The sequence below is a fragment of the Bartonella sp. AP65SXKL genome, from assembly GCF_042195725.1.
Lineage (GTDB): Bacteria > Pseudomonadota > Alphaproteobacteria > Rhizobiales > Rhizobiaceae > Bartonella.
Genome location: NZ_JBHIOW010000012.1, coordinates 1 through 24,077, shown reverse-complemented (window position 1 = coordinate 24,077; position 24,077 = coordinate 1). Strand labels below are relative to the sequence as shown.

The window sequence follows — 24,077 nt, the reverse complement described above, 5'->3', positions numbered from 1 at the left end:
CTCACGATTTTATGGCATAAACAACCGGTACATTAACAGGGCGTGTTTCTGCCTCGCCCGTTGAAGAAAGTGTTATCTTGTGCGTATGCACTCCAGCAGGTTGTGTTGTTCCTCCAAGAACGGCATAGTGATAAGAGGGGTTTCTTCTACCAATATCATTGGCACTCCATCCCACTCCATTATACTGAAACTCGTGTGTATGCTGCCCCGCCGATTCAACACTACAAGCATGTGTGTGCGATTTAAGGCAATCTTGCTGTATATCAGCAAATTTTCTACTTCTGTCTAAACCGCGACCATTATCAAAGCCGCGCAAAAACATTCCTCTAAAGTCTGGAACTTTAAAGGTTGTATCGCTGTTTTTTCCCCATTTATCCCCTATCGCCTTGAATAATTGCGGATAATCCTTGCGTTCATAAGTAGCGCCATCACATAAAAGCCAGCCGTTTGGGACTTCTTGCATAGCAAAGGTCGCAATAAAACCACAAGGAAAGGTTTCGACCTTCGGTGGTGGAATGGGGGTAGGGTTTAAAAGATACCAGCCATCAAGACCTTTTGTTGATACGCCATCATTATAGACTATTTCATAAATACCATTTGTTTGTAACTCACCACCTGTCAATGATACTATTCCCGTGCTGGTGGCTTTATAGAGTGGCTTTGCTCCTATATTATTCATGTTTATTGTTGTCGTACCAATATTTATACCACGCGCCTTAAAGCGGATAATGATATCGTTTTTATATTTTGCTATTGGCGAAACCGTCGTCAACGTGATTGATGTTGTTTGTTCCTTTCCATTCACAATAAACTTTGAGTCAAGAGAACCACCATTATCGGCAAGATATTCACGTATACGCTGCATCATGACCCGCGCACTATCATTAACAGAACTAGGTGGCTGCCCTTCTGCCCAATTAATGATACTATCGGAATTGGCATTTTGATCAGCTGTGAGTGACCAGTCATAAATATCAGACATGATAAGCCCCCGTTCTTCTTAATAGCTCTTCGCGCAATTGCTCTTCTTTTTGCCGCCCATAGGAACCAACAGATTGCCGCCTAGAGGGATCAATGAGAGGTGTTAAATCTGTCGGTCCCCCAGTCGATTGTGAGAAACCCGCCATGACTGGTTGCTGTAACATTTGTTGCTGTACCATCTGTGCCTGCTGTTTTTGTCGTTCTCCATTCTCTCTCATTAAATGAAGCAAACCGGAAAAGCCCTTTTTAAGAGCACCTGCATCAATACCTTGTGCTTGCAATGGTGTGGTTTCCATAATCTGTCCTGTTAAATTGTCTCTGCTTTCAGGTGCCATCATTCTGTTTGGGAATGGCGTGTCATATGCCATCAATTGGTTGCCCCCTTGATCACCTTGACCCACTTGATTACCTTGAAGTGTCTTTTGAAGCCTCTCAAACCCACGCAAAGGACCCACCTCGTTTGGTGCTGCTTGTCCATTGCTTTGGTTTTGCTGTATCGTTCTCTTCAAAGCATCTCCCGTTTTATTGTAAAGCCCATAAATATGATTCATAAAATCCCCTGCTGTAGCTTCCATATTGCCACCATTGAGTGTGACTGCCTGTCGACCTAAAAGCTGGCTTGCTGGAATATGTGGATTTTTGATAAGCTTTACTGCCCCTGCTGGTCCTTGTTGGTGTGCGAGGTAAAGCTCTGCCTCTGATGGCTCTCTGCCTAATGCTGTGACTAAATAACGCGTATTATCCTTCGTTAACCGTGCCATAGCATCGGTTGCTTGAAAGGGATCAAACTTGTTATTGAGTTGATAGTGTTTTGCTGTTGAATCGAGAAATTGATACAGCCCCCCTGCACTGCTGTTCTTATTTCTTGCATTTGGATTACCATTACTTTCTATCATAGCAACACGTTCAAGAAAGCTTTCTGGCAAACCATATTTTTGTGCTGCCTGTGAGATAGCACGCTTCACATTAGGATGAAAATTGATCATTAGTTTATAACCGTTCTATCAGCACTGCTATTCAAAAGAATACCAATAAAATTGAAGAATTTTGTGTGGTCTTCTTTGGTTATTAAGCGTTTCTTTTCTGCTTCATGAAACTTCTTAATTAATTCAACAGCTTTTTCCCTTGCTAATCCAAAATCTCCTTTTTCCCGCGCTGTTATAAGCGCTGCAATATCTCTCTCAGTATCTTTATGGACGCTTGAGAGTTTGCGTCCAAATTCTCTTGCGAAATTTTTTACAACTGCCTTGATGAAAGCAATCTTTCCTATACCCATAGTCTGTTGTGCCCCCCTCTCTTCCACTTCACCTATATGGTTTGGCAATCGTGCAAAAAGCTTTGTTCTTTCCACTTCTGGTCGCAACACTTTCATAAGTTGCTTAGCTTTATCTTCACCAAAAATACGCTGTAATTTTTCTTGACCATTTTTTGTGTCAAACAAACTCAAAAGATTGTGGTCAAAATTCTGTGCATTGCCTGCCGCATGTTCTACTTGCGACCGTATACCTTTTTGAAAAGCCTCTTTTTCCATCAACCCAAAATCCGAAAGTTGACTGTTGATTGTGTCGAGATTAACGCTCTTCTTCAGCGCTTGCTCTCCCTGCTCGAGGGCATCACCAATAGTACGCTCGTCATAATAAATTTTCCGTGCTTTAACATAATCTGGAGAGGACGTATCCAAAACGTCCAGAATGCGTTGTTTGAACAGAGTCAAATCTCGCGCATATCCTTGTTTTCCTTTGATGCGCGCAGAATTAATTTGATCATCCAAAACCTCTTTCATCTTATGTAAAATTCGCATATTCAGCTTTGGATATCCATTGCTCCCTATAACTGTTGCATCCGCTTCATTTGGCATTTGCGCAATTGCTTTTTTATAGGCTTTTTGGAAGACAGGAGTTTCTTGCAACCGCGATAAATCTTTACTGACAGCATTAGAAATGGGAGAAGCTTTCGCCCTCTCATAAAATGGTTCAGCCTTTTTCTGTGCTTGTTTGATAATCTCTTGCTTTAAATCAAGCGTATCTACTTTTGGACCCATCACATCTGTCAACGCATCCTTTACCCGCAGTGCACTCGCATCTTGTCTTTCATTCAAACGATTACTTATGAGCGAATAAGTATCATGGTCTTTTTTTGCTGCCTTAAAAGCTCTTGTAGCAAGCCCATCGTGAAGATCAATAATCATTGAATCAGGACCACGCTGTTTTAATGCCCTTTCAAGCTTATCAACACCTTCATCCCCTAAAGTCTGGCTTACATCCCTAAGCGCTCTATCGCTTACCTGAAATGCTTCTTTTTCTGGCATTAGCGCTGCTTTTGCTGCCATTTCAGCTGGGCTTATAGGTCCTCTCAATGCTGCTTTAAGTGATTTTGTCACAAAAGGCGTCACTTTTGATACACCACTGGCAACAAATGGTGTTGCAACGCCTAGCCCTGCACCTAACCCAGCAGACACTAGAGTATCTGCAAGCCCTTCCCCCTCACCACTGCCTGCTATTCCACCATAAATGGCTCCAGTTTTTGCTGCACGCCCCAAGCTAAATTTTGCCGCCTCTTTACTTGCTACTGCTTTCATTGCTGCTTCACCTGCAGCTTTTGCCGCTGCCCGTTCCGCACCCTCTGCTAAAGCAGATTGCACCGCCCTTTCTCCTGCTGCTAAAGCTTTACTGGTTATTTGTGCTCCTGCAACACCAGCTCTTCCTCCCAGCACAACATCAGCCCCAATTGCCGCACGAGCAGCAGCAGTAGCCCCTGCCGCGGGTGGAAAGAGGGCAGAAGCAATTACGGGTGCCGCAGCACCCGTTAAATTCCCCGCAAGAGATGCATAAAAATGATCTCGGTTCGCCGCTCTTTGATAGTCACGCCATCGCTTTGTCACTTCATTATATTTTTTAACTGCTTCTTCATCTCCCATCCAATAATTAATAGGTCCCAGAGGTCCCGAAGCGAATACTCCAGCTATTTCATCATCATACCCCATGGTTAACCCATGAAGAGCTCCCCATCCAAAAGCACCCGCTGCACTTGGATGTGGACCATCTTCCTCTGTTGCACCATTATTTCCTGTAACAGAACCACTTAGCCTTTCCTTATTCTTCGCGAAAAGCTCTTGAAGCTGTTCTGGTGTATAGTCACTTATATGCCCAATGACTCTTGTGTTTTTACGATTAATAAGAGGGGGGATTACTTCAGCCATTGGTTTGTTTCTCCTTAATGCGTCCATCTCTATCAACGAACAACATGCCTTCCGGCAATGCTTCTATCTGTTTTTCTAGTGGATCATTTGACTGTGCATGATTTCCCTTATAAGCATCTTGCCCATAGGCGGCTCGAACGAGCTCGTTTGTTGCTTCTGCACCACCAAAAAGAATTGCGCGCGTTGCTGCATTGGATTTATTGAAAGTGTCAATAACTGTTTTTAAAGATTTCTTCATTTGCTCTGCAGAAAGATCTTGATACAACGCCGCTACAGAGTTTTGCAATGCTTGCAATTCCATATTAGACAAATTCCCAAAGCCAGATGCGCCATTTGGTGAAAATGCTTTTGCTTTTCTCAAGGCATCAAGCCCGATACTTGCCTTCAATGAATCGAGCATATGCCCAAAATCTTTTGCCTTAGAATTAGGAAGGAACGACATTATAGGACCAGTGAAACCAACAACATGCGGGTGTTCCTCAATAGTTTTTAGCAATTCTTTAGATGCTGAGAGTATACGATTTGACCTGTCTGCTGTTTCCAGAATTCGCATTTGCATTTGTTGGTTTTTACGCTCCTCCTCCTTCTGTTCTTGAATTAATTTATGTTCTGAACCACTGCCTGCAATTGGCACCGCACGTATGCCACCAAGTGCATTTTCATCCTTAACATACATATAACCTGATTCAGGCTTTGACAGCATGCCATCGGTATTCCCCCCTAATCCAGAAGCAGTGGAACGCTGTCCTCCTTGGACAGGTATAATTTTCCCTGTGCTTGTTGAGACTTGAAAAGTCATATCCTCAGGCAATCCCTGCTCTGCCTTTTCTTCTGATGTCAATGTTCTATAGCCTTCTTGAGGGCTTAACGTGTTGCCTATAACTTTCATGGCAAGATCTGGATATTGCATGATTGCTTGTGCGTCTTTATCATCGTATCCTTTAGAGCGTAAAAACTCAAAAATTGGTCTATTTTGAGCACGTACATTATTGCCCTGCCGCATAACAAGCGCCGCATTTGAAAAGCTTTCTTGCGGTGTTTTTCCTGATGCTAACCCCGCAAAAAAATCCATGAGATGCTCGGAAAATTCTGATTTTCTAAAACGCTCCCATAAGCTACTTGGATTTGCTCCTGTCTGAACAAAGTTATCAAGTGACTTGATATAATCTGTTTTTTGTTCAAGATCACCACTTGCTTTTAAATGCTCCTCTTCTGGTAAGTGTGCATTCAAATGTTTTTCTTCTCCTATAGGTGCATCAAAAAGCTTTTCCTCATCATTTCCAGAATCGTTTTTCAAAGAGTTTTCCGCTATAGATTTCTCATTAAGTTGAGCAATATAATCCATCACATCTTTTTGCTGTCGCCCAGCTTCATCCCCATTAGACTGATCAATGTTCGCAACGAGTGGAGATTGAGGAATCATTGATGCAACACCTCCCTGATCTGAGAAGTCATACTTTTGTTGCTCTGGCGCCTCTTGTACCTTAACAGTATCCTTTGAAACATCCGGCAATGGAGGCATTTGGCGCTTTAAATCATCTGTAGACATAATCAATTCTGCTGGCGTTTTTTTCCCAGCTTGTTCTGTCCCTGCTTGAGAACCACGAATAAGCTCTGTAGGACTCAATTTTTGTGGAGTATTATCCCCATTGCTCACATCAAAAGAGTTTGTGCTAAAAGCAGCAAGTTCCAACGCTTTACGCTTTCTATAAGCTTTTTCACGCTCTAATGCATTTAATTCTTCTCGCCAAAACATCACTGCACCCTTTCCATCTCAAAGCCAAGCTTGCTATAATCCACATGCAAAAAACCTGTCGCCTTATGCAAGAAAACAGCTTCTGGCTTTGACTTCAAAACATCCTGTGCCATCACCCCGCGATAGCGCTCTGGGTGCCCCTTGTAGTTGTATTCATAGAGTTTATAGCCATTTCTCTGCCCAGCTTCTCTGATGTTTTCTTTTGCTCTGATATCACTAAGCCCAGCAAAAGTACCAAGGATAGTTCCAACATTTCCAACAATCTCCCACGGATTAGGTTTTGGCTGTGGAGTCAATGTCGTCATTTGTCCTGTTCGCGTTCCATAATTTCCAGCAACAGCCCCACCAGCTGCAAGCAACTTACTTAACTGGTCCCAATCAAGATTGTTCTGCTGCTCCCATTTTTGCCGCTCTTCATCTAATTGCCGTTGATGATTGGCATCAAGTACACTCCCTCCCGTCAACGCATTAAGATTTGCCTGACCTTGACCTTGAAAGAAGTTATTGGCGCCCGCCAACTGATTTTGGTTTGCTTGGTCAATCATTCCATTAGCTTGCATCATGTTGTTGACATCTTGGTTATATTGCTGTGATAAAGCTTGTGTTGCTATGCCCCCCAATTCATCAGCCAAAACGCCGGTATGCGCACCCGAACCATAACGCCCAGCACCTGCCAATGAACTATTAATAGAGCTTGTTGCTTTATTTAATGCGTTTTGAAGTGCTTCATTAAAGTAAGGGTTATTGCCTATTTGTTGCCCTGAAGCCATGTTCTTTAAGTTTTGGCTTGTTGAATTTTGCCCTGTGGCTAATCCATTTAAAGTGTTGTTATCATAGTTATGCGTATTATTGCTAAGCCCATTAATCGCATTCTTTGTTTGATCACTTAAATCCGCAACACGCTGCCCGTCATAAACGGCTTTTCCGCTGCCTTGGTTATAAAAAGTCATGGCATCTTGAGCTGCGTGTTCAAAAATACCTTTTGCCCATGCAGGGGGTTCATTTGTTTGCGTCGTGTTTTGGGTATTCTGGATTGGTTTAGAACTTTTTCCCATGTTAAAGCTGCTTTCTATATTCTAAAAGATTAACGAGATATCCATGCGTTTTAAGAGATTTTTCCCACCCTCGCCTGCCTATGATGACAAGCTCTTTTGCCCCTTTTTTCTTGTAATAGGCCTCAATCTGAGTGATAAGCTTTGTTAAGGGTGCTCCTCCCGTTCCACCAAGCGTGACAACAACCGCCCTTAATGCTCCAGTGACGAGTTCTTGTAACTGTGTTGTGACATGCGCCATAAAGTTTTCATGCGCATCAACAATAATCCAAAGAACTTTTTCTCCCTTCAAAATATCGTTTAAAATGGTCTCTGTATTATAATCATCAGGGAATTTTTGATTAAAATAAGCTATCGATTTTATGACATTGTCAAAATAGGGCGCCATTTGTTCAGCGCTCCATTTTTCTGTATTATAGATCTTAAAACTCATCTTATGCCCGCGGGTTTCAGCGTTACATCAAAGCCTGTTATATGTGTCCATGGAGTGCCTTCTGGTATTCTCAGACGCAAAGCGTGATAACGCGCCCGTGAGCGGATATTATACATCCCAATATTATAGCCGGCATAACGCTCTTTAGCCCAATTTAATTGGTTCTTGTTATCAATGATAAAAGCCGCCCCAACACTTAAAAAACCTTTTGTTGTATCCGCTTGAACAAAAGCCTCACTCATCAGGTTGATTTGCCTGCCCGTATCCCCCACAATTTGTGAAGCAATAACTGCTTCCATTGGAGGACCCGCAAAAAAACCAAATGTGTTGTCTGGCGTAAAGGCTCCCAAAACAGGCGCACCATTTTGCCACATCTTACTATCAAGAGAAGCTGGTAAATCTTTCAAGCTCTCTTGTACTTCGTCTAAGCCTTCTAATGTATAACCGGCTGCAAAAAGGGGAAATAAGAGAAGGTTTTGCCCATTAATGACACTCCATATTTGCAAAAGCCAATCATAAACATAAATATGCATCCCTTCAGTGTTATCATTGATAGAAAAATAAACACGAGAATAGACCGGATCAATACATGCTCTCATCTCATCAATGGCAAAATTATTGTAAAGTGTGAAGATGGTTTTATCGACTTTACCAAAGCCTATAGGGAGCATTTCACCAGCACTGTTGATTTGATAAAAACCATCATCAGAGACAAAGAAAGTACAGTCTCCACGGCTTGCAATTGCTGTGCTGCTTTTCGCCCCTATTTTGTCTTTTATTTTTGCAAAACTGAATATAATTTTAGAGCCTGGTACAAAGGTTGCATGATAAATGGCGGAGCGCATGAAAATAAGTGGATTTGTTGATTCCGTAGACCCTTGAACATATTCTCCATCGGGAAAATCTTGATAATCGCAACTTTTCTCCCCAACCGTCCAATGTGTCGCATCATTCAAACCGGACCACTGAACACGGTTTGGCTTATCTGTTAATTGCATCAGGCAAACAAAATCACCCCACACACGCACAAGTCCAGCACGCGGGGGATTACCACTCAAATCACAAAACCTTTCATCCGTTTTTAACGAAAGCATTTGTGGTGGGTCATTGCTATTAACAGCAATGATATGATCACCAAAGGAGGCAAAAGACCAAAGTGCAGTCTCATTGGCGTGATATTGTGTGTGAGGTTTGCTAATGTCTTTCCAGCCGCGCGTGCTGTTGTCATATTCATAAAGTTTTGTTGGTGCCCCCACAATGATGCGCACACCACCCAATGAGCGCACCGCATAGACCCCCAAAATCACATCCGGAAAAGGATCTGAGACCGGCGCCACAATGGGAAACGGAATATACGAATTTGGTGCAGGTAAAACGTTCACGATCTCACTAGAATAACCACTATTAATAAATGCAACATCTGGTCTATACTCAGCAATAGGAATAAAGGTCATCAGAAATCCGTGTGTTGAATTTTTAACAAATTCTTGCGCCGTGATGTTTCAATTTGAAGCGCATCGAGTTGCTCTTGAAACATGGCAAAAGCTGCCGCTGCCATCTGTGGTTCTTTAATAATATTGGTATAAATTTCATATTTTGCACGCGTTTTGATCAGTTCATAGGCTTCTAAAAACCATATGGACGCTTCTTGTGCACTCTCAATATCTTTTATTCTTACAGGGTCAAGAATAAGCCTGATAGAATAAACGCGCTCTGGTGTTGGATACAAGACAAGCTTTTGTTCAAAATAAGCATAGCGTGTAGGCATGCCATGGCTACAATCATCCTCAAGATTCTCAATAACAAGAGGATCTACCTGCAAAAGCTTTGCTTTGCTGTGATTATCTTCATAAACGTAAGCATCAACAATGCGAACAGCAGCCGGAATAACTGGATTTTCCTCTGCGCCATAACGGCTTTTGCCCTTTAGAGTGGTAAAAACAACTTCGCGGCTTTCATTGAAATAAAAAGGCAATCGTTCACAAAAGCGAATAGCCGAAAATATCGCCCTTTGCACTTGATCAACATACTCATCTGTTTGATCATCTATTTCATCCTGAATATCGTTTAACATCTGGATAAAATTTTTATCCCAAGGAGCAATGGTCTGTTTGTCTCCAATCGGACCACCTGTCTGTACTATTATTGTCATATCAGCCTCTTCCAAATGTATTGGGGCATCTTGTATAGGAGGGGGACGCAAGCAATAAACGCCCCCTTGCCTTTAACGATTAGTGTAAAACTCAACAATCACCTCAGCATCACCTTTGGTGCTTTTCTTGTCTCGTGTCATGTAAATCGTACTTTCAGCTTCTAATGGAACATCTCGTTCCTCCATAGGGAGGTACAGATTGCCATCGGTAGATTGCCGAAGCCCTACATCTCCATAATCATTACCATGAGGCTCTTTTCCAAATGTAGCTGTTACATCTTCAAAATCCTCCATGGTATAAGCTGTAATACTTTTTATAAAAGCCCCTCGGGGTAGAACGCCAATTTTTGTTATCAACCCTTGATCTGTACATTTAATACGCGCCCGTAAAAAACTAACCTGCTGCGTAGAGTTGTTGCGTCCTTGCAAAACAGGTGGCAATCCCTCATCTATTATGCCAACGGTTTCAACAGTCTCAACGGTCTCAACAGGTTCCTGTGTAATTAGCGATTTTTCTGCCATAATTGTCATCCTTTAATAATTAGCTTGCTTCGGCAAAAGAAGGGATAACAATCGTACCAAAGTCTTGTCCCCCTTGATCAGAATGCGGCAAGGTATAGCGTGACTTTTTCATGCCGATAATGGTTTTAGCTGCAACCCCAAATTCACGTTGATAATCAAACAGTTCTTCAACAAGTTTATAGCGTGTTCCCCCTTTCCCATCGCCTCCTGTTGCTCCATTGCCAACGCGCCCATAAGCCATGATAACACTTTGCGCACCAAGCAACACAGCACGGCGAACAGATGTTACAGGCTCTTGTGTCTTTGAATTGATACCATTGGGGACATGTTCAGCTTCACGCAAAATGACACCGTTATACATCCCCAAAGAACCATTAAAAATTGGGTTCTTAGCTCCAGAGCCATCATAAGCTGCCTTGGTAATGTCTAACCATTGCCCGCTCTTTGTATTGGTACGCAATTGGGTCACCTGTGTTGGGTGGAGATACATCACATATGCCGATTTTCCATCAACACGAACAGGGCGCAAACGTGGATTAGCAAGTTTAGCGCGTTCAACAGCCTGATCTATAAGATCTAATGTAAAAACATCGTCTTTTGTAAGTTCTTCATCAGTCTTTTTCTTAGCTGGGCGAATAATACGCAATTTGCTTGGCTCTAACGGAGCATTAAAACCATAGTGTACGGGTTTAAGGGTTATGGTGCGTCCCTCGAAGTGAATCCATGGTGCTGTATAACCTGCTGCCTGAATGAAGAACATCAAACTTAAGCGATCTGCATACCAATCAACCAACCCATCCTTTGCTTCTGTTCGTAAATTAAATAAAACACGTTGTTGATCAATGGTGCCTTCATACTTTACGCGTACAGCATGAGAAAGCTCGTTAATACGCACCGTTTCATTCATAAATTGGAGGGCTTCTTCATTGCCTTCCAGCGTTTGTCCCTCGCTAACGCCATCCCCCATAAGTTGGACTCTTAATCCGCTCGTCACAGAGTCACCAGCGGATTTTCCTAGCATATCCAATACTTGAATAATGCTGTTTTTTCCTTTTCCCATCAGCGGTGCAATGAGCAACGCTTTTGAAGTTTCTGTGTTTAGCATCTTAGCCCAAACGCCAACGGCTAATGGGTCATTAAGATTTACCTGTGTTACTGCCATTTCAATCAATGCCTTTCTTGGTTTTAAAACTCGCCTTGCGGCACCCCCAAACGATAACAATCACTTGGTTCTCTCTGTTGCGTCACCACGCACATCTCACGCTCTGCTCATAATTTGTTCAAATTTTTCGGGATTTTTCTCAACCCATACAGCAAATTCGGCTTCTGGCATGGAAAAGAGCGTTCTCACATCCATACCGCCTGTTGGAACTTGTCCGCCGCGCGCTGTAAGCGTCCGCGCTGCTTGAGAACGCTCTTGAAGAGCTCCTACTTCGTCCTTAACGGGCGCGCCACTATAGCCAAAAGCTTTTGCTTTTTGCACCAGCACCTCAATTGGATTTATACCGGCTTTCTGACACTGCTGGCATATTTGGCGCAATTCAGCACCAATTTGTTGTTGCCGTGCCTCTGGGTCTTTCCATTGTGGATAAAGGCTTGCTTGCGCTTGTAAGACACTGTCTGCTCTTTCATAGAGATAGTCCGTGATACTGTCTAAATCTGGATATTTATCTTGTACTTGCGCTTTGGCTTCCTCGAAATAATCCCCCAACTTTTGGCGTTCATATTCCTCTTGACTCATGCGCTCTTGGCTCTCTCTCATATGAGAAAACTCATCAAGCAATTTCTGTTGTTCCTGTACCTTATGACTAAGCCATGCAACATGTGCTTGTGGGTCGTCTTCTAGGGAGGGAACATTTTCCTCACGGCGGCGCGTGATTTCTTCCTGCATTGCGGCATATTTTTGCGCAAGTTCAATAGCCAATTCACGCGCTTCAATGGCGCTTTGTTCTGCCTTTTGGCGTGCTTGCCGCTCTTGCTCTAGTTTATCAGATTCTATTACATCAGAATTTGGCTGCTCTTGAAGTGGTTCTACAGCTGGTTGTTCAGAACTTTCCTCTGCATCAACAACTTCCTCAACTTGTTCTGGCTCGACCAACTCAACAACATTATCACTGGCAAAATGTTCATCATAGATTGCTTGTTCTTCAGGCGTAAACTCTTCTTCCATATTCTGTCCCTTCAATGTGTTATTATATTTTTTGTCAAAACTCGATAGTGTTCCAACTGTGCCTGTAAAGCTTTGCGTTCTAAGTCACGCTGCGCTATCTCATTTTTTGCCTGTTGAAGTTCGAGCTGCATACGCGCTTGTTCTTGTTTCAAGAAAAGTTCGATATTTTTCTGCTGCAATGCCGTTTGTTTCTGCTGCGCATCAAGTTGATAGAGTGTGCTCTTTGCTTGCGCTTCTTGCTGTAAAACAGCAATCTTTGCTTGTTGCTCTGGAGTTAATTGTGCTCCTTGGCTTTGTTGCATCATCTGCTGTTGCTGCTGTTCTTGTTGTGCCTGCTGTGCTTTTGCCGTTAAATTTGCTACCAATGTTGCCGGTAGTGGGGAAAGCTTTAAAAGATCTGGAATCATCTCCGGTGTTAAGAAACCACCAAGCAGCGGCAACATCTGCGTAATTGCTGCAAAAGTTTTCTCTTTTTCATTGGGGCTTGTCGGTGAATCATCAACAATAATGTCATACTCAAGCGTCGTAACAGCTTCACGCGTCAACGGCACATATTGGGCATTCTCTTGTCCAGAAATACGTACCAGACGCCCATCAGAGAGATAATTCTGGATAAGATAAAGGATAATCTTTCCCTGCCTACACCGATAAAGCTTGAGATTATCAAACAGCCCCGCAAGCAAATTAAGCGTTGATTGCCGGCGTGTATTTTCCAACACATTGGCTTGGTTGACCTCCCGTGTTCCGATAAACTCAGCCGATAACCCTGTTACATGCGTTATCGCTTCACGCGATTCATTAAACAGCTGGAAAAATCCATTGGGAAATTGTGCACTTGGCTTTGGTTGAATTTTCCCTCCTGTAAGCGCGCCATTTTTAACCCAAGTAATCGTATCCGTTCGCGCCCAGCTTTCCATGGCTTGGCGATCATCATCGAAAGCGTCTCGTTCTGCCATCAAGCCGCCCTTAGACTGGCTATTAAGGATATACATCACTTGGCTAAAATATTTATTCGACCATTTTTGTGGATCTTTTGCGGGGCGAACAATCCCGTAAAACTGGTTTTTAAGCTTATCCAGCGTGCCCGTGATACACTCCCACCCAAGTTGCCCATCAGGTGCTAATGGCTTATCGGGCTTTGCTAAAAGACGTCGTCCTAGAAAAGCGCGTCTCACCACTTTTTTATTAAAACACACCCCTTGTAATTGTGGCATTACCCTTTGAAGCTGTTCAAACTCCTGTTTGCTATAGTTGCGCATCTGTCCGGTTTGAAGATCAGGCGCCTTGTAAGTGGTCTCATATTCAAACCAACGGCATTCAACCAGCGTAACATAGCGTTTCCCAGAATACGGATCTGAGAGAGAAGTCGCATTGGAGTCATCTTGATACGCATCAAGCGACACATGAGAATCCTCAGAATCGGTTGTACTATCGATAGCCCAATCGGCGTTAAGATCTTCAACAGCAACATCAGGAAAAAGACTTTTAGCATCCTCAACGGATTTGCGATCAACATACCACATACGCTGTGCGTCAATGAGATTTGGTCTTACAGCATTGGCATCCCAAACCATTTTTAAGGGATCTAAACGTTGAACAGCAGGTATCCCTTCGGGATCTGTATCATAATCAAGCCGCGTATCTGTCCAGCCCATACCGCAAATAACCATATCCTGAAAAGCATCGGAATCGGCATATTCCGCCTCTGCCTCATCACGAAACCATTCTGCTGCTCCAGTAAGCAATTCATTGGGTATTGCCGCTCCCATTTGCCGTGGTTGAAACTGTACTTCGCGCTTATTATTACGCTCCGCCCCAACAATAGCATTCACAAGGGGTGCAATGCGGTTAAAAGTCATGACAGGACGGCGTTGCTCTTTTAAAACCGCAAGATCTTCCTCTGCCCATTGACGACCATTATAAAAATCAAAATCTTCACGCGCCTGTTCACGCCATTCATTAACATGTTCAATATCTTCTGCGTACCAAGACTTTAAACGCTTATAGAGTTCATATTCATCGAGGATTGTCGTTTTTTGAAAGTCTTGATCTAGAATGCCATCCATGATGCCGCTTCTCTTTCCATAGTGCAATAACGCTCTTGCTTGGGTTTGACACTGGGTGCTTCATAGACAATGCACATTAAACCAAAGGCATCCGCCCCATGGCTCGACCAATCATGCTCTGCACCCAAACCAATGCCGCGCTTCTCATCCCATTTCTCATGATACCAATTCAGTGCTTTGCGCCCTGCTACCGTCATCTCTTCATTAAACCAAACAGACGGCAAAATACGCCGCACCGCCTCTATACGCATCTTAACCGCCCCTGCCCCTTGATTAGGGATCACTTGCGTTTCAAAACCCGCATCATTTAAAGCACTCTCAAAACTCACATTGTGCACACGGTCTCTGGTCGCACCATCATGGGGCAAAACCATCAATGCCTTCTCATAACCATTGTGACGCAACCAACCGATATGTTCCGATAAAGGCTGCCCCTGTGCTTCGTAATAATTAAGCACTCTGATTTCTCGTCCCACAAACTGTGCTATCCATATCGCTGTTGCATCTGCCTTGGCGCCCGTACCCCCAATGTCCCAAAAAGCCCGTATCTGCATTAAAGGGTCACGCGCAACACGCCCTATCCGCCCCTCTTGCTCGGCTGCCAACATTTCCTTTTGATAATAAGCACCTTGAACCGCTTTCAGATAATCCCCTTCCCAGATATGCTTATAGGTCTCTGGACGGTTTCTCAGATCATCCAATCGTGCTTCATTCAAGATCTTGGGAAACTTCGGATTGTCTGACCAGTTGATCTCTACACGCTTAATGGCTTCATTGTCTGAAAAGCGAAACCGCTTCTCAACGGGTGCATTCTCTCGCAACGGGTTCCATGTGACCCATAACTCTGCTCGCCACCCCTCTCCCTCTTCTCGCAAAGTCGGTATAAGCGTCTGCCAAGCCGTCTCTGTAACCGGCTCTGCTTCATCAACCCAACAAAGCAAAATACGCCCCATGGATTTGATACTGGCAATATTACGGTCTAGTCCAGAAAACTGAAAGGCTATACGACCATCTATCGATTTAATCGACGACTCCCCAACCTTGTAATAGTCCTTTAAAAAGTCGTGCGCTTCAATGGCGCGCTTAATCTCCTCCAATGAACTCTCTGCTAGCGAATTCTGAAACTGACGTGCACAAAGTATAGTGCCTGATATCCCTCCCATACCAAATTGATAGCCTTTTAAAGCCGCCATCAAGGCAAATGATCTTGTCTTTCCAGACCCTCTTCCTCCCCAAGCAGCACGCACCAAAGCCTTACCTGTAAAAATCGGTATAAGCTTTGGAACAATATTAATCTGTCGTGTCGTCATTGACCAAAGGCGCGATTTCTACACGCGTTATCATCTTAATGGCGCCCCCATCTTCCCCTGTCACTTGAAGAGGCAAAATCTTTCCCAACAATGACAGATAAGCAGCGGGGCATTTGATTGCCTGTTTTTCTAGATAAGAGATCAAACCATCATCACCATATTTCTTACCAGCGCGCTCAGCTGCCTTAAGCACTGCTTCTTTCAAAATACGTGTCGTTTTATTTGGCACACCTTTTACTCGCCCTTGACCTGCCTTTGGGGGCGTTTTTTTTGCAAGTTTTTCAGTGGTTTTCATGTGTGTTTCTTTTTGTAAACAAGACAATAAAAAAACCCCGCAAAAGCAGGGCTCTGAACAATCATATAAACTTATAAGAAAGGTTATACCTTTACCGTAATTCTAGACACAATTCGACTAGTACAGCAACGCCATAAAACACTATTTTTCATATCCTGTCAACAAAAAAATCACGATATTGTATATTTTTTATTTTTTTACCTAAATCTAGTGTCTTTAACAACCAACCACTCACAATTGTATCATCTAAACGAATCAATTATATGACTAGAAACTAATAAAAAGCGGGGGAGAACAATGCGTGATATTGTCATAGTAATAGTGGGTATACTCATCCTATGGGCTATAGTCTCTGACATGCGGGAAGAAGCAGAGAATGGTCGGAATACAGAATTTCAAGGTACTCTTTTATTAGCCATAGTACTTGGGGTGCTTTGGTATCTTGAATTTTCAAGAAACTCTTTATTAGTAGTAGCAATTTTGTTGTTTGCTTGGAGAAATTACCTAGGAATAATAGCAAATTTTGAACATGATCGCTTAGTCGAATACTCTCAGATGGCGTTTGATTATGAGAATGAAAAAATTAATAAAGCGATTATACAACGAAACGAAGCAGTTAAGGAAAACAGTAGGATGGTCGATAGACACTACAAAGCGATTAAGGAACAAGAGAAAATAATTGAGGAATTATACGAAAAGCTTTGGCAACAACAGAAACAGATAATGATAATGGAAAAACAGAATGAATCTGGTTGAGAAAAAAATCAATTAAAAATTCAATACTATGATTAATGATTAATAAAAAGGGGGAGAAAATGTGGTTTATTATAGGAATTGTAATCCTTATCTTAATAATCCCAATATTAATTGATATTATTATATTAGTAATTTACGGCATTGGATTATTTCTAGGGGGCATACTTGAAACTCTAAAAGAGTTCCTAAATTTAGTAGGAAAAATACTATTAACAATAATACTGCCAACGTTAGAAACTATCGATTATGCTTTTACAAAGGATAAAAGCAAATGGAACGAAATAATTGAAAAACGAGAAAGATTTAGAGAACATAAAGCGATTAAGAAAAAAAACGGAGAAAAAACGATAAATTATTACTTTCGTTTTGCTAAACGCAGCTTATTTTTATTCTTACGCCTTATGGCACTCTCCTATTTCACAGCAGTGGTTACCTTTATAATTATGTTTTCTACAGGGTACATCATTGCTACGTTTTTCCCCCGCTCTTTTGCCCCTTATTTGTTAGGGACAATTATTTTAATGCTTACTCTTCCCCTTACAGTCTGTATGGCACCAATCCAATATAGAATACAAGCGCTACCTGTTTCATTTTTACTACAAACAATGCTTCTCTGGATTCAGTTTCGCGAAAACCTCTCTATGGGTATTGTATTCTATATCGCATTCTTTGAGCTATTCGTATATATATTATTTAGCTTTTCTCACGCAGTATTTATAGCCGAAATATCAGAAGAGCAATCAACTGCCTTTGAAACATTATAACAAACATTTACCATTTAGTTTTTCTGTCAAAATATTTATGAAGCGCGTTAAGAGCGACCCGCAATGAATTCACAAGATGTGGTAATGTTTGGTCTTCGACAATAATATATTGTATTGCTGCATAAAGATTATACTGTCTATAGAGATGTTGTGTTTCTTTTATCGCCTCTTGCATATTAGAAAACTGTACTGTTGCAAATTCAACCCATTTCTCTCTTGCTTTGTCATCAGAAGATGATGGTATTTCGTCATAAACAGCGCTTGGTAAACCTTTTGCACACAAATAGTCATTTTTCACTTCAATATATTTTTGCGCAGCATCATACTGGTCTTGAGTAAGCACACCTTGCAAACACAGCCGCCCAACATAAGTACCAGCAAGCGGATTTTTAGCCTCTTCAATAGTCAAACCAAAGCGTTTAGCACGCATTTCAATTGCCAATTGATTAACAGGATCTTGACGTACTTTCACTTGTGAAATGTAAGCATCTTTCTTCTTCATACATCCCCTAATCTGTGGGAGCCCACATGTTTCTCTTTGTTATATTTTATCAATCAAAATGGTATGCTGTCATTAAGAGATGCACTATGATCAGCGGCACCTGAAGCGATAGCATAATTTTGAGAAGTAATAGATGAAGGGGCAGATTGATCTTTCTTTACATCAAGCAAATACAACTCGCCTTTGAATTGTGGTAAAATAATCTCTGTTGTGTAACGGTCATGCCCATTTTTATCTTGCCATTTGCGTGTCTGTAATTTGCCTTCTACGTAAACCTTTGAACCTTTGTTTAGATATTGAAGTGCAATTTTTGCTAAATGCGGATTAAAAATCACCACGGAATGCCATTCTGTTTTCTCTACTTTTTGATTGGTTTTTTTATCTGTATAGCTCTCAGAAGTCGCTATACTAAAATTGACTATTTCTGCTCCAGAATTCATTGTTTTGCTTTCGGGATCAGCACCTAAACGCCCGATTAATGTCACTTTATTTAGCATGTTTTTTCTTACCTTAAACTTGTACTTTAATACATAGAAAATCTTAGCATGATTTGCTTATTTTTTCAATTATTTCAAAATGATATTATTGTTTTTTAACATATAAAATTATATTTAATATGCAAAAAAACATAAATAGTTCAGTGTTCATTTAAAACTCTTGATATACATACATAAATGTATTAACATAAGACATGAAAATAAGATTTGAATGGGATGAAGCTAAAGCGAAAAGTAATCTTAGAAAGCACCGTGTCAGTTTTGAAATTGCTGCTCGTGTTTTTGCAGACCCGTTCGCCATGGTTAAACAAGACCGTATTGAAAACGGAGAATATCGTTGGCAAACTTTGGGTCTTGTGGATGGTTTTTTACTGCTGCTCGTGGCGCATACTGTCCATGATGATAAAGATGGTATAGAAGTAATCCGTATTATTTCAGCGCGGCGAGCCAACTCAAAAGAAAGGAAACGTTATGAAGAAGAAAGTTCGTTATGAAATTGATGTAGGTAACTTATCACCTTTGACAGATAAACAGAGAGTTGAAGTTGATAAGCTGGCTGCAATGCCGGACAGTGCAATTGATCATAGTGATATTCCGTCACTCAATGATGCATTCTGGAAAAACGCCGTTCGCAATCCATTCTATAAACCAACCAAAACTGTCACAACAGTACGTGTGGATTCAGACGTTCTAGCGTGGCTTAAAAGTCAAGGGAAAGGATATCAAACACGGATTAACGCAATTTTACGTGACGCCATGCTTCGTTCAATGCGTTGATCTCTTTCCTGCTACAAAGAGTATCAAACTGCTTTCGATAGTTTTTTATCTCCTTGTTGATCTCATCTATGAACGTTGAGAAGAAACAACGTAATCTGAACAGTTTTATAAAATCGGAAATTTTACTATAGCTTTTTAACGGAGCACTGTAGTGTGTAAATAGATATATTTATTAAACTGCGTGTATGTAACATAAGAAACAATACACAAACTAAAAAGGAATACCAAAGAGCAGTATCTGAGTACCAAAGTACAGTATCCAATGAAAAAGAAAGCTTATGCTCCACGTACTTAGAAATAATAGGTAAAGAGACCGTTTCTTTATAACTACTTGGGAAAATTAAAACGACAAGCGCTAAACTTATTAGTTTTAAGAGTCTGTGCAAATACTGTTGTAAATCACGTGTTAGTTTCACCCAACCCGTTGTATCATCATCTTTATATTTTGGATTGTTCTGCAACTCAAAAGGAATATGAGAATTGCATAAAATTACAAAAATATTTGTTACTATTATCAAACCAAAAGATGCAAATATCAAAATACTTTGAATAAAGTAGGGATTTTTTTTAATTCCTAAAAAACATAAAAATATAAAAGTTATAATGCCAAACAAGGCTCTTAGCTGTTTATCTGTAAACATATTTATTTCCTGCGGTTTTCGATAATTTTTTGATCTCTTTATTGATCTCGTCTATAAGAGGTTCGTAATTGAGAACGCTTTTCGGAATAGCACCACCGTAAACCCATGCTTTCACCTGCGCTTTGGTACTAAAATCCGCATTTTCTGGTGTGGTATAATACTGTCCGCCATCAAACTTTTCACACTCTCTTGTACCGTCTTCATATTCGTAGAGGTTGTAAAAATACTCCTCTGCTCCGTTCCCCCAAGGAACATAACCAACAGCTGTTGCAACAAACTCTTTTTGCATTGGTTGTTTACGCTTTTTTAAGAACAGGTCTTTTAATATTCTCATGTTTTTAGTCCATAATTTTACCAATTGGTCTATTTACCTTAAATTTGACCGTACAGAGCGTTTTATATTGCGGATATGGTTTTTATCGTAAAATCTTTAAATCGCTTTGTATGGTACCTTTTTGTCGATTTAAATGCATGTCTAATCGTAAAATGATCAGCACTTTTCACTATTTTGCTGTTTTAAGCCGCTTTTGAATTGCTACTGTCATGACACTCTTCACTAGGCTTTCCTATTCTCATGAATGAAATGCGCTTGCCTCCTAAGGCTAGGTTACGCGTATTTTCAACTGCTATAAAAACTCTCTCAGCAACACCATAAAGCCTGCTTTCTAAATCACGACAATACTGCGCTAGATCAGCACAAGAGGGGACAAAGGTTGTGGACATGCCTTTTGCTTCACCACGTATAAGATTTTTAACAGCTTGCAATAAAGACCAGAGTGAAATGCCGTTAAGAGCTGCGATATAAGCCTTTGCACGCGCTTCTACATTCGAAACTTTTTGCATTGTCAAACCACCTTCAAGCACATCAAGAGCCTCTGCTATGTCTTCAACAGACGCTTTCAAGGTAAGTAAGTTTTGAACAGTCTGATAAGCTTCTAAAGCTTGTTTCTCTAGGGTTGCTGTCAATTGAATGCCATTTCTCAAGGTCCATGGGAACTCCAGAGTTACACATTGCTCTATCTGTTGCACGGTATCTTGTAGAGGCGTCACTAAGCTGTGTTGCACCGATAAGATTACGGATTGTCTCTCCGGTACCACCACGAGTTCTTTGATCTTTTGAAAAGTTTCCATTGTTTCCACCATTGTTGTTCGTATTTTTTATTTTTTCTAAACCCTCGATAGCCCTGCGTACCCAGTTACGCCATGTTGCTTGCCAATCGATTTTGGTTGCATTTGCTCCGGCTTTTGAACGCCAATAATCTCTAAATTTTGCGATTTCGACTTTGACGCGCTCTGGAGGCAAACCCTCTTCGATTGCAAAATCGTAATCCGGTTCAAAATCCGTAGGCAATCGACAACCGCGATTAGCTTGCGCTCGTTTTGCTTTTTTGGGAACGTTCTTTTGCTCGTGAATGGGAGGTTGGTTTTCTACACCCGTTGTGATTTGCTTTGGTTGGCTTTCGCAAGCATGAACCTCTGTTGGCTCGTCAACCAAATCGTTTGTTTCTAAACTTTCAGAACCAATTTCTTTTTTTGCTAAAACGATAGTTTTAGTTTTTTTATATATATTCTTATTCTGGTTCTTTATAGCTTGATTTTGCTTAGCATTTGCTTCATTTTGCTTAGCATTTGCTTCAGCAAAATTATTAACATGTTGTTTTGTATTATTTTTTGCTTGCGCACCTTTTTTACCAGCTTCACTACGAACTTGCGATATGTGCTCTTTTTTATCAGAAAAATCTTTTAGTTCTTCTTCAACGCGCGTATTCCACAATCCATTATCTGTCTCAACAAGTTTATTATTTCTCATGAGATATTCGACAATAGCTGCAAATTTTTTCTGCGAACAATGACAAACGCGTGCAAGCGTTTGAAAATCTGTTTTAAGTGGTTCTTTTTTTTCATACATGTAAACGAGAAGGGTTATATAAACCCCCCGTTGTTCAGATGTCATTCCATTTGTACCACTTATCCAGTCATACAAATGGAATCTTATCCATGGCATACCATTAGACATGCGCATCCCCTTCTTTCATTAAATATAAATTAGTGATCATAATCCCCCCCTTAAGGCTGTTGCCTATTTATGCGTGAGCTGTGACAGAGCGCGTAGTCATAAGTTAAAAAAAATGAACTCACTCAATTCAAAAATACACTGCATGCTTCATCTCGCTGCACTAACTAAATGTGTAGACCGATTGTATTTCTGTAAACTATCTATGAAATGCTTTTTGAAACCGTGCGCATCGCTATATGCCTTTATAGATAATGAAGGTCCTAAAGTACTTTGAACTATCAAATTATCATTTGCATCAAGAGAAAAATTCCAATCAGAATCGCTAAAAACAATTGTGCTGCCGTCTGGAAAATCCATTTCTTTTATTGAATCTTTCAATTTTATTGAATCTTTCAAAATGTGAAAAGTGTAATATGGTCTTTGCAATACCTTTGTAGAGCTTTGCATTTTTTTATGAGAGACATAAAAACAAAAAATCGTGATTACATTGGTCGTAAAAAGCACAATAATCGTTGCGAAATTGTCCATTTTTATTTTCTTTCTTCATATTGAAGCTTCGTCATTTCATTTTGTTCACATGGCTTCATGCAAACAGTGGAACCCTTGACAAAAGAAGGCGTTGGAGGAGATTGTTCATTCCATAACGCTTCGAGAAGATATGCAACGGCTCCTCTTGAAGGAACACCATATTTTTCCCAACGCCATACTGTTGACTTGTTGACGCCTAACCGTGCTGCCATTTCTTTCAGAGTTAAATTCAGATTTTTACGTAACTGTTTTACTGCTATTTTTCCCATAAAAAATAATATGCATTATGAGTACTTAAAAGTCAAGTCGAAATGCATACCAATTATATGCAATATGAATATATTAAGGAGATAAAAATGCTTAGTAACACGATAGACCAATCTGCTAGATTAATAAAAGCGCGTTTAGCGCGTGGTTTTAGAAGTGCTAAAGAAGCAGCTAGATATTTTGGCTGGAACTACTCTAGCTATATACAGCACGAACAAGGATTAAGAGGAATATCACGGGCATCTGCAAAATATGCAAAAGCATTTAGAATTAGTGAAGGATGGTTATTAACTGGAGAGGGAGAAGGCCCCTCCTTTCCAATTCCTGCCACAAAACAAACTGTTGATGAGCAAATTATTAATCTACTGCAAAAAACAACTCAACCAGATAAAGAAACAATTCTTCACCTTTTAAATCGCCTGCATGCAGAAGAAAAAAAATAAAAGCTTTTTTTCTTTCATTACTAAATGTAGAAACCAGATGCATTATTTTGTTATCTAATTCTATATCACTTTTTATTATTTTCATAACCATTCACCTTCCCCTTTCATGAGAATCGTCATTTAGAAAAAATCTTCTTACAAGATTTTTATACCGTTAAAAATAAAATACACATAACGCATATTTTATTGTTGACAAGTATGCATTATGCGTATTATATATATTCCATAAACCACGCACAAACAATCGCCAAGAGGCGTTAGGGAGGAAAAATTATGGAAAATCCAATTCTTATAAATTCCAATGAAATTTTATTAGTTACCTACGATAAAGATCAACACATTGCAGAGTCTGGACCACTTGATGCAAGTCAAATTCTAAGCATTGTTGATGAGGTAGATGATGCAATCCAAATCTTTCGTATAAATCCCTCTGAGAATAATTGTGAAGATATCTCTGAAGAGATTGCAGACGCATATGTAGAAAAAAATATTGAACATCTCCATGAGGATAGTAAGGTTTATTACTTTGTACGTGAAAGTGATGCTTACCACGATCTTTTATCTGATTTAGCAGACGAAAAATATAATGATGAGATTTACGGTACTTACGAACAACAACACCGTTTGCGTCCTTGTGATGTGCTTTAAATTCTAAAGGGCGCATTTAAAAGCGCCCCCCTTTTCCCCATCAATAATTGATTAGAGTAAACTTATGAACACACATGATAATGATAGTGAAGGATATCTCATACCTGAAAACGAGGTAGACAATAAAATTGGTTATGCCAAAATGGTCAAAGCCCATGTAATGCATAGGCACTTACATTTGAAACAAGATTTTTCCACTTGGTTTAACGATTGTGTTGAAAAGTTTGATCTAAAAGAAGGCGTGGATTTTGTTTTTACAAAACAAGAATGGAACAGACAGAAGATTTGTCCAAAATCTGAA

At 40.6% G+C, this 24,077-nt stretch carries 29 protein-coding genes; 7 read left to right on the top strand and 22 right to left on the bottom strand.

What is annotated here, in order from left to right; all coding sequences use genetic code 11:
• Position 1 precedes the first annotated feature (1 nt).
• From bgtC to ACFIMP_RS07340, 14 genes are all read right to left on the bottom strand, one after another.
• Entirely contained in the window at positions 2-982 is a 981-nt protein-coding gene (gene bgtC, locus ACFIMP_RS07405; RefSeq protein ID WP_375686192.1) for a gene transfer agent tail collar protein BgtC, read from the bottom strand.
• Positions 975-1,967 (bottom strand): transglycosylase SLT domain-containing protein, encoded by a 993-nt coding sequence (locus ACFIMP_RS07400; protein ID WP_375686191.1) that lies wholly within the window; start codon positions 1,965-1,967, stop codon positions 975-977. Before ACFIMP_RS07400 ends, bgtC begins: the two co-directional genes overlap by 8 nt.
• Complete coding sequence (locus tag ACFIMP_RS07395) at positions 1,967-4,180, bottom strand: hypothetical protein (protein WP_375686190.1); 2,214 nt, start codon at positions 4,178-4,180, stop codon at positions 1,967-1,969. The genes ACFIMP_RS07400 and ACFIMP_RS07395 overlap by 1 nt, the downstream gene beginning before the upstream one ends.
• The gene (locus ACFIMP_RS07390; RefSeq protein ID WP_375686189.1) at positions 4,173-5,936 is read right to left on the bottom strand and encodes a hypothetical protein; all 1,764 of its coding nucleotides are present in this window, start codon (positions 5,934-5,936) and stop codon (positions 4,173-4,175) included. Before ACFIMP_RS07390 ends, ACFIMP_RS07395 begins: the two co-directional genes overlap by 8 nt.
• Positions 5,936-6,991, bottom strand: a complete 1,056-nt coding sequence (bgtD, locus tag ACFIMP_RS07385) for a BaGTA-type gene transfer agent maturation protease BgtD (RefSeq protein ID WP_375686188.1) — start codon at positions 6,989-6,991, stop codon at positions 5,936-5,938. Before bgtD ends, ACFIMP_RS07390 begins: the two co-directional genes overlap by 1 nt.
• A 1-nt stretch (position 6,992) precedes the next feature.
• A complete protein-coding gene (locus tag ACFIMP_RS07380; protein WP_375686211.1) occupies positions 6,993-7,376 on the bottom strand; it encodes a V-type proton ATPase subunit F family protein in 384 nt (127 codons plus the stop codon).
• Between the two features lie 41 nt (positions 7,377-7,417).
• The gene (gene bgtE / locus ACFIMP_RS07375) at positions 7,418-8,875 is read right to left on the bottom strand and encodes a gene transfer agent protein BgtE (RefSeq protein WP_375612495.1); all 1,458 of its coding nucleotides are present in this window, start codon (positions 8,873-8,875) and stop codon (positions 7,418-7,420) included.
• Positions 8,875-9,573, bottom strand: coding sequence for a phage adaptor protein (locus ACFIMP_RS07370; RefSeq protein ID WP_375612494.1), 699 nt, complete (start codon positions 9,571-9,573; stop codon positions 8,875-8,877). The genes bgtE and ACFIMP_RS07370 overlap by 1 nt, the downstream gene beginning before the upstream one ends.
• 72 nt (positions 9,574-9,645) lie before the next feature.
• Complete coding sequence (locus ACFIMP_RS07365; protein WP_375612493.1) at positions 9,646-10,095, bottom strand: hypothetical protein; 450 nt, start codon at positions 10,093-10,095, stop codon at positions 9,646-9,648.
• A 19-nt stretch (positions 10,096-10,114) separates the two neighbouring features.
• Positions 10,115-11,257, bottom strand: coding sequence for a BaGTA-type gene transfer agent major capsid protein (gene bgtG, locus ACFIMP_RS07360; RefSeq protein ID WP_375686187.1), 1,143 nt, complete (start codon positions 11,255-11,257; stop codon positions 10,115-10,117).
• Between the two features lie 96 nt (positions 11,258-11,353).
• The gene (locus ACFIMP_RS07355) at positions 11,354-12,265 is read right to left on the bottom strand and encodes a hypothetical protein (protein WP_375630243.1); all 912 of its coding nucleotides are present in this window, start codon (positions 12,263-12,265) and stop codon (positions 11,354-11,356) included.
• A gap of 11 nt (positions 12,266-12,276) precedes the next feature.
• Positions 12,277-14,331, bottom strand: coding sequence for a BaGTA-type gene transfer agent portal protein BgtI (gene bgtI, locus ACFIMP_RS07350; RefSeq protein ID WP_375686186.1), 2,055 nt, complete (start codon positions 14,329-14,331; stop codon positions 12,277-12,279).
• A complete protein-coding gene (locus ACFIMP_RS07345) occupies positions 14,316-15,641 on the bottom strand; it encodes a PBSX family phage terminase large subunit (protein WP_375686185.1) in 1,326 nt (441 codons plus the stop codon). Before ACFIMP_RS07345 ends, bgtI begins: the two co-directional genes overlap by 16 nt.
• Positions 15,622-15,936 (bottom strand): hypothetical protein, encoded by a 315-nt coding sequence (locus ACFIMP_RS07340; RefSeq protein WP_375607311.1) that lies wholly within the window; start codon positions 15,934-15,936, stop codon positions 15,622-15,624. The genes ACFIMP_RS07345 and ACFIMP_RS07340 overlap by 20 nt, the downstream gene beginning before the upstream one ends.
• A 297-nt stretch (positions 15,937-16,233) precedes the next feature.
• Between ACFIMP_RS07340 and ACFIMP_RS07335 the strand changes: the two genes are divergently transcribed.
• Complete coding sequence (locus ACFIMP_RS07335; RefSeq protein ID WP_375612487.1) at positions 16,234-16,692, top strand: hypothetical protein; 459 nt, start codon at positions 16,234-16,236, stop codon at positions 16,690-16,692.
• Between the two features lie 59 nt (positions 16,693-16,751).
• Complete coding sequence (locus tag ACFIMP_RS07330) at positions 16,752-17,456, top strand: hypothetical protein (protein ID WP_273758872.1); 705 nt, start codon at positions 16,752-16,754, stop codon at positions 17,454-17,456.
• Between the two features lie 7 nt (positions 17,457-17,463).
• Here the strand turns inward: ACFIMP_RS07330 and ACFIMP_RS07325 are convergent, their stop codons facing one another.
• Together ACFIMP_RS07325 and ACFIMP_RS07320 are read right to left on the bottom strand one after the other, a co-directional pair.
• The gene (locus tag ACFIMP_RS07325) at positions 17,464-17,958 is read right to left on the bottom strand and encodes a hypothetical protein (protein WP_375686184.1); all 495 of its coding nucleotides are present in this window, start codon (positions 17,956-17,958) and stop codon (positions 17,464-17,466) included.
• Between the two features lie 53 nt (positions 17,959-18,011).
• Positions 18,012-18,455 (bottom strand): single-stranded DNA-binding protein, encoded by a 444-nt coding sequence (locus tag ACFIMP_RS07320; protein ID WP_375686183.1) that lies wholly within the window; start codon positions 18,453-18,455, stop codon positions 18,012-18,014.
• A gap of 194 nt (positions 18,456-18,649) precedes the next feature.
• Between ACFIMP_RS07320 and ACFIMP_RS07315 the strand changes: the two genes are divergently transcribed.
• Together ACFIMP_RS07315 and ACFIMP_RS07310 are read left to right on the top strand one after the other, a co-directional pair.
• Positions 18,650-18,949: a BrnT family toxin gene (locus ACFIMP_RS07315; RefSeq protein ID WP_375612484.1), complete on the top strand. Its 300-nt coding sequence runs from the start codon at positions 18,650-18,652 to the stop codon at positions 18,947-18,949.
• Positions 18,927-19,232 (top strand): BrnA antitoxin family protein, encoded by a 306-nt coding sequence (locus ACFIMP_RS07310; protein ID WP_375632570.1) that lies wholly within the window; start codon positions 18,927-18,929, stop codon positions 19,230-19,232. The genes ACFIMP_RS07315 and ACFIMP_RS07310 overlap by 23 nt, the downstream gene beginning before the upstream one ends.
• A 125-nt stretch (positions 19,233-19,357) precedes the next feature.
• Here the strand turns inward: ACFIMP_RS07310 and ACFIMP_RS07305 are convergent, their stop codons facing one another.
• From ACFIMP_RS07305 to ACFIMP_RS07280, 6 genes are all read right to left on the bottom strand, one after another.
• Positions 19,358-19,873 carry a hypothetical protein gene (locus ACFIMP_RS07305; protein WP_375613678.1) on the bottom strand — a complete coding sequence of 172 codons (516 nt, stop codon included), beginning with the start codon at positions 19,871-19,873 and terminating at the stop codon, positions 19,358-19,360.
• On the bottom strand, positions 19,860-20,207 hold the full coding sequence (locus tag ACFIMP_RS07300; protein WP_375686182.1) for a hypothetical protein: 348 nt from the start codon (positions 20,205-20,207) through the stop codon (positions 19,860-19,862). The genes ACFIMP_RS07305 and ACFIMP_RS07300 overlap by 14 nt, the downstream gene beginning before the upstream one ends.
• Positions 20,208-20,389: 182 nt before the next feature.
• Complete coding sequence (locus ACFIMP_RS07295) at positions 20,390-20,776, bottom strand: hypothetical protein (RefSeq protein ID WP_375686181.1); 387 nt, start codon at positions 20,774-20,776, stop codon at positions 20,390-20,392.
• Positions 20,760-21,890 (bottom strand): DUF1376 domain-containing protein, encoded by a 1,131-nt coding sequence (locus tag ACFIMP_RS07290; protein ID WP_375686180.1) that lies wholly within the window; start codon positions 21,888-21,890, stop codon positions 20,760-20,762. The genes ACFIMP_RS07295 and ACFIMP_RS07290 overlap by 17 nt, the downstream gene beginning before the upstream one ends.
• A 147-nt stretch (positions 21,891-22,037) precedes the next feature.
• Complete coding sequence (locus ACFIMP_RS07285) at positions 22,038-22,418, bottom strand: hypothetical protein (RefSeq protein WP_375654192.1); 381 nt, start codon at positions 22,416-22,418, stop codon at positions 22,038-22,040.
• A gap of 2 nt (positions 22,419-22,420) precedes the next feature.
• Positions 22,421-22,687 carry a helix-turn-helix domain-containing protein gene (locus tag ACFIMP_RS07280; protein WP_375637121.1) on the bottom strand — a complete coding sequence of 89 codons (267 nt, stop codon included), beginning with the start codon at positions 22,685-22,687 and terminating at the stop codon, positions 22,421-22,423.
• Positions 22,688-22,774: 87 nt separating this feature from the next.
• On the opposite strand from ACFIMP_RS07280, the gene ACFIMP_RS07275 reads away from it, so the two are divergent.
• The 3 genes from ACFIMP_RS07275 to ACFIMP_RS07265 form a co-directional block, all read left to right on the top strand.
• Positions 22,775-23,128 carry a helix-turn-helix domain-containing protein gene (locus ACFIMP_RS07275; RefSeq protein ID WP_004859838.1) on the top strand — a complete coding sequence of 118 codons (354 nt, stop codon included), beginning with the start codon at positions 22,775-22,777 and terminating at the stop codon, positions 23,126-23,128.
• A gap of 273 nt (positions 23,129-23,401) precedes the next feature.
• Positions 23,402-23,776 (top strand): hypothetical protein, encoded by a 375-nt coding sequence (locus ACFIMP_RS07270; RefSeq protein ID WP_375624333.1) that lies wholly within the window; start codon positions 23,402-23,404, stop codon positions 23,774-23,776.
• Positions 23,777-23,840: 64 nt separating this feature from the next.
• A partial coding sequence (locus ACFIMP_RS07265; RefSeq protein WP_375686179.1) for an antA/AntB antirepressor family protein occupies positions 23,841-24,077 on the top strand: 237 nt, incomplete at its 3' end.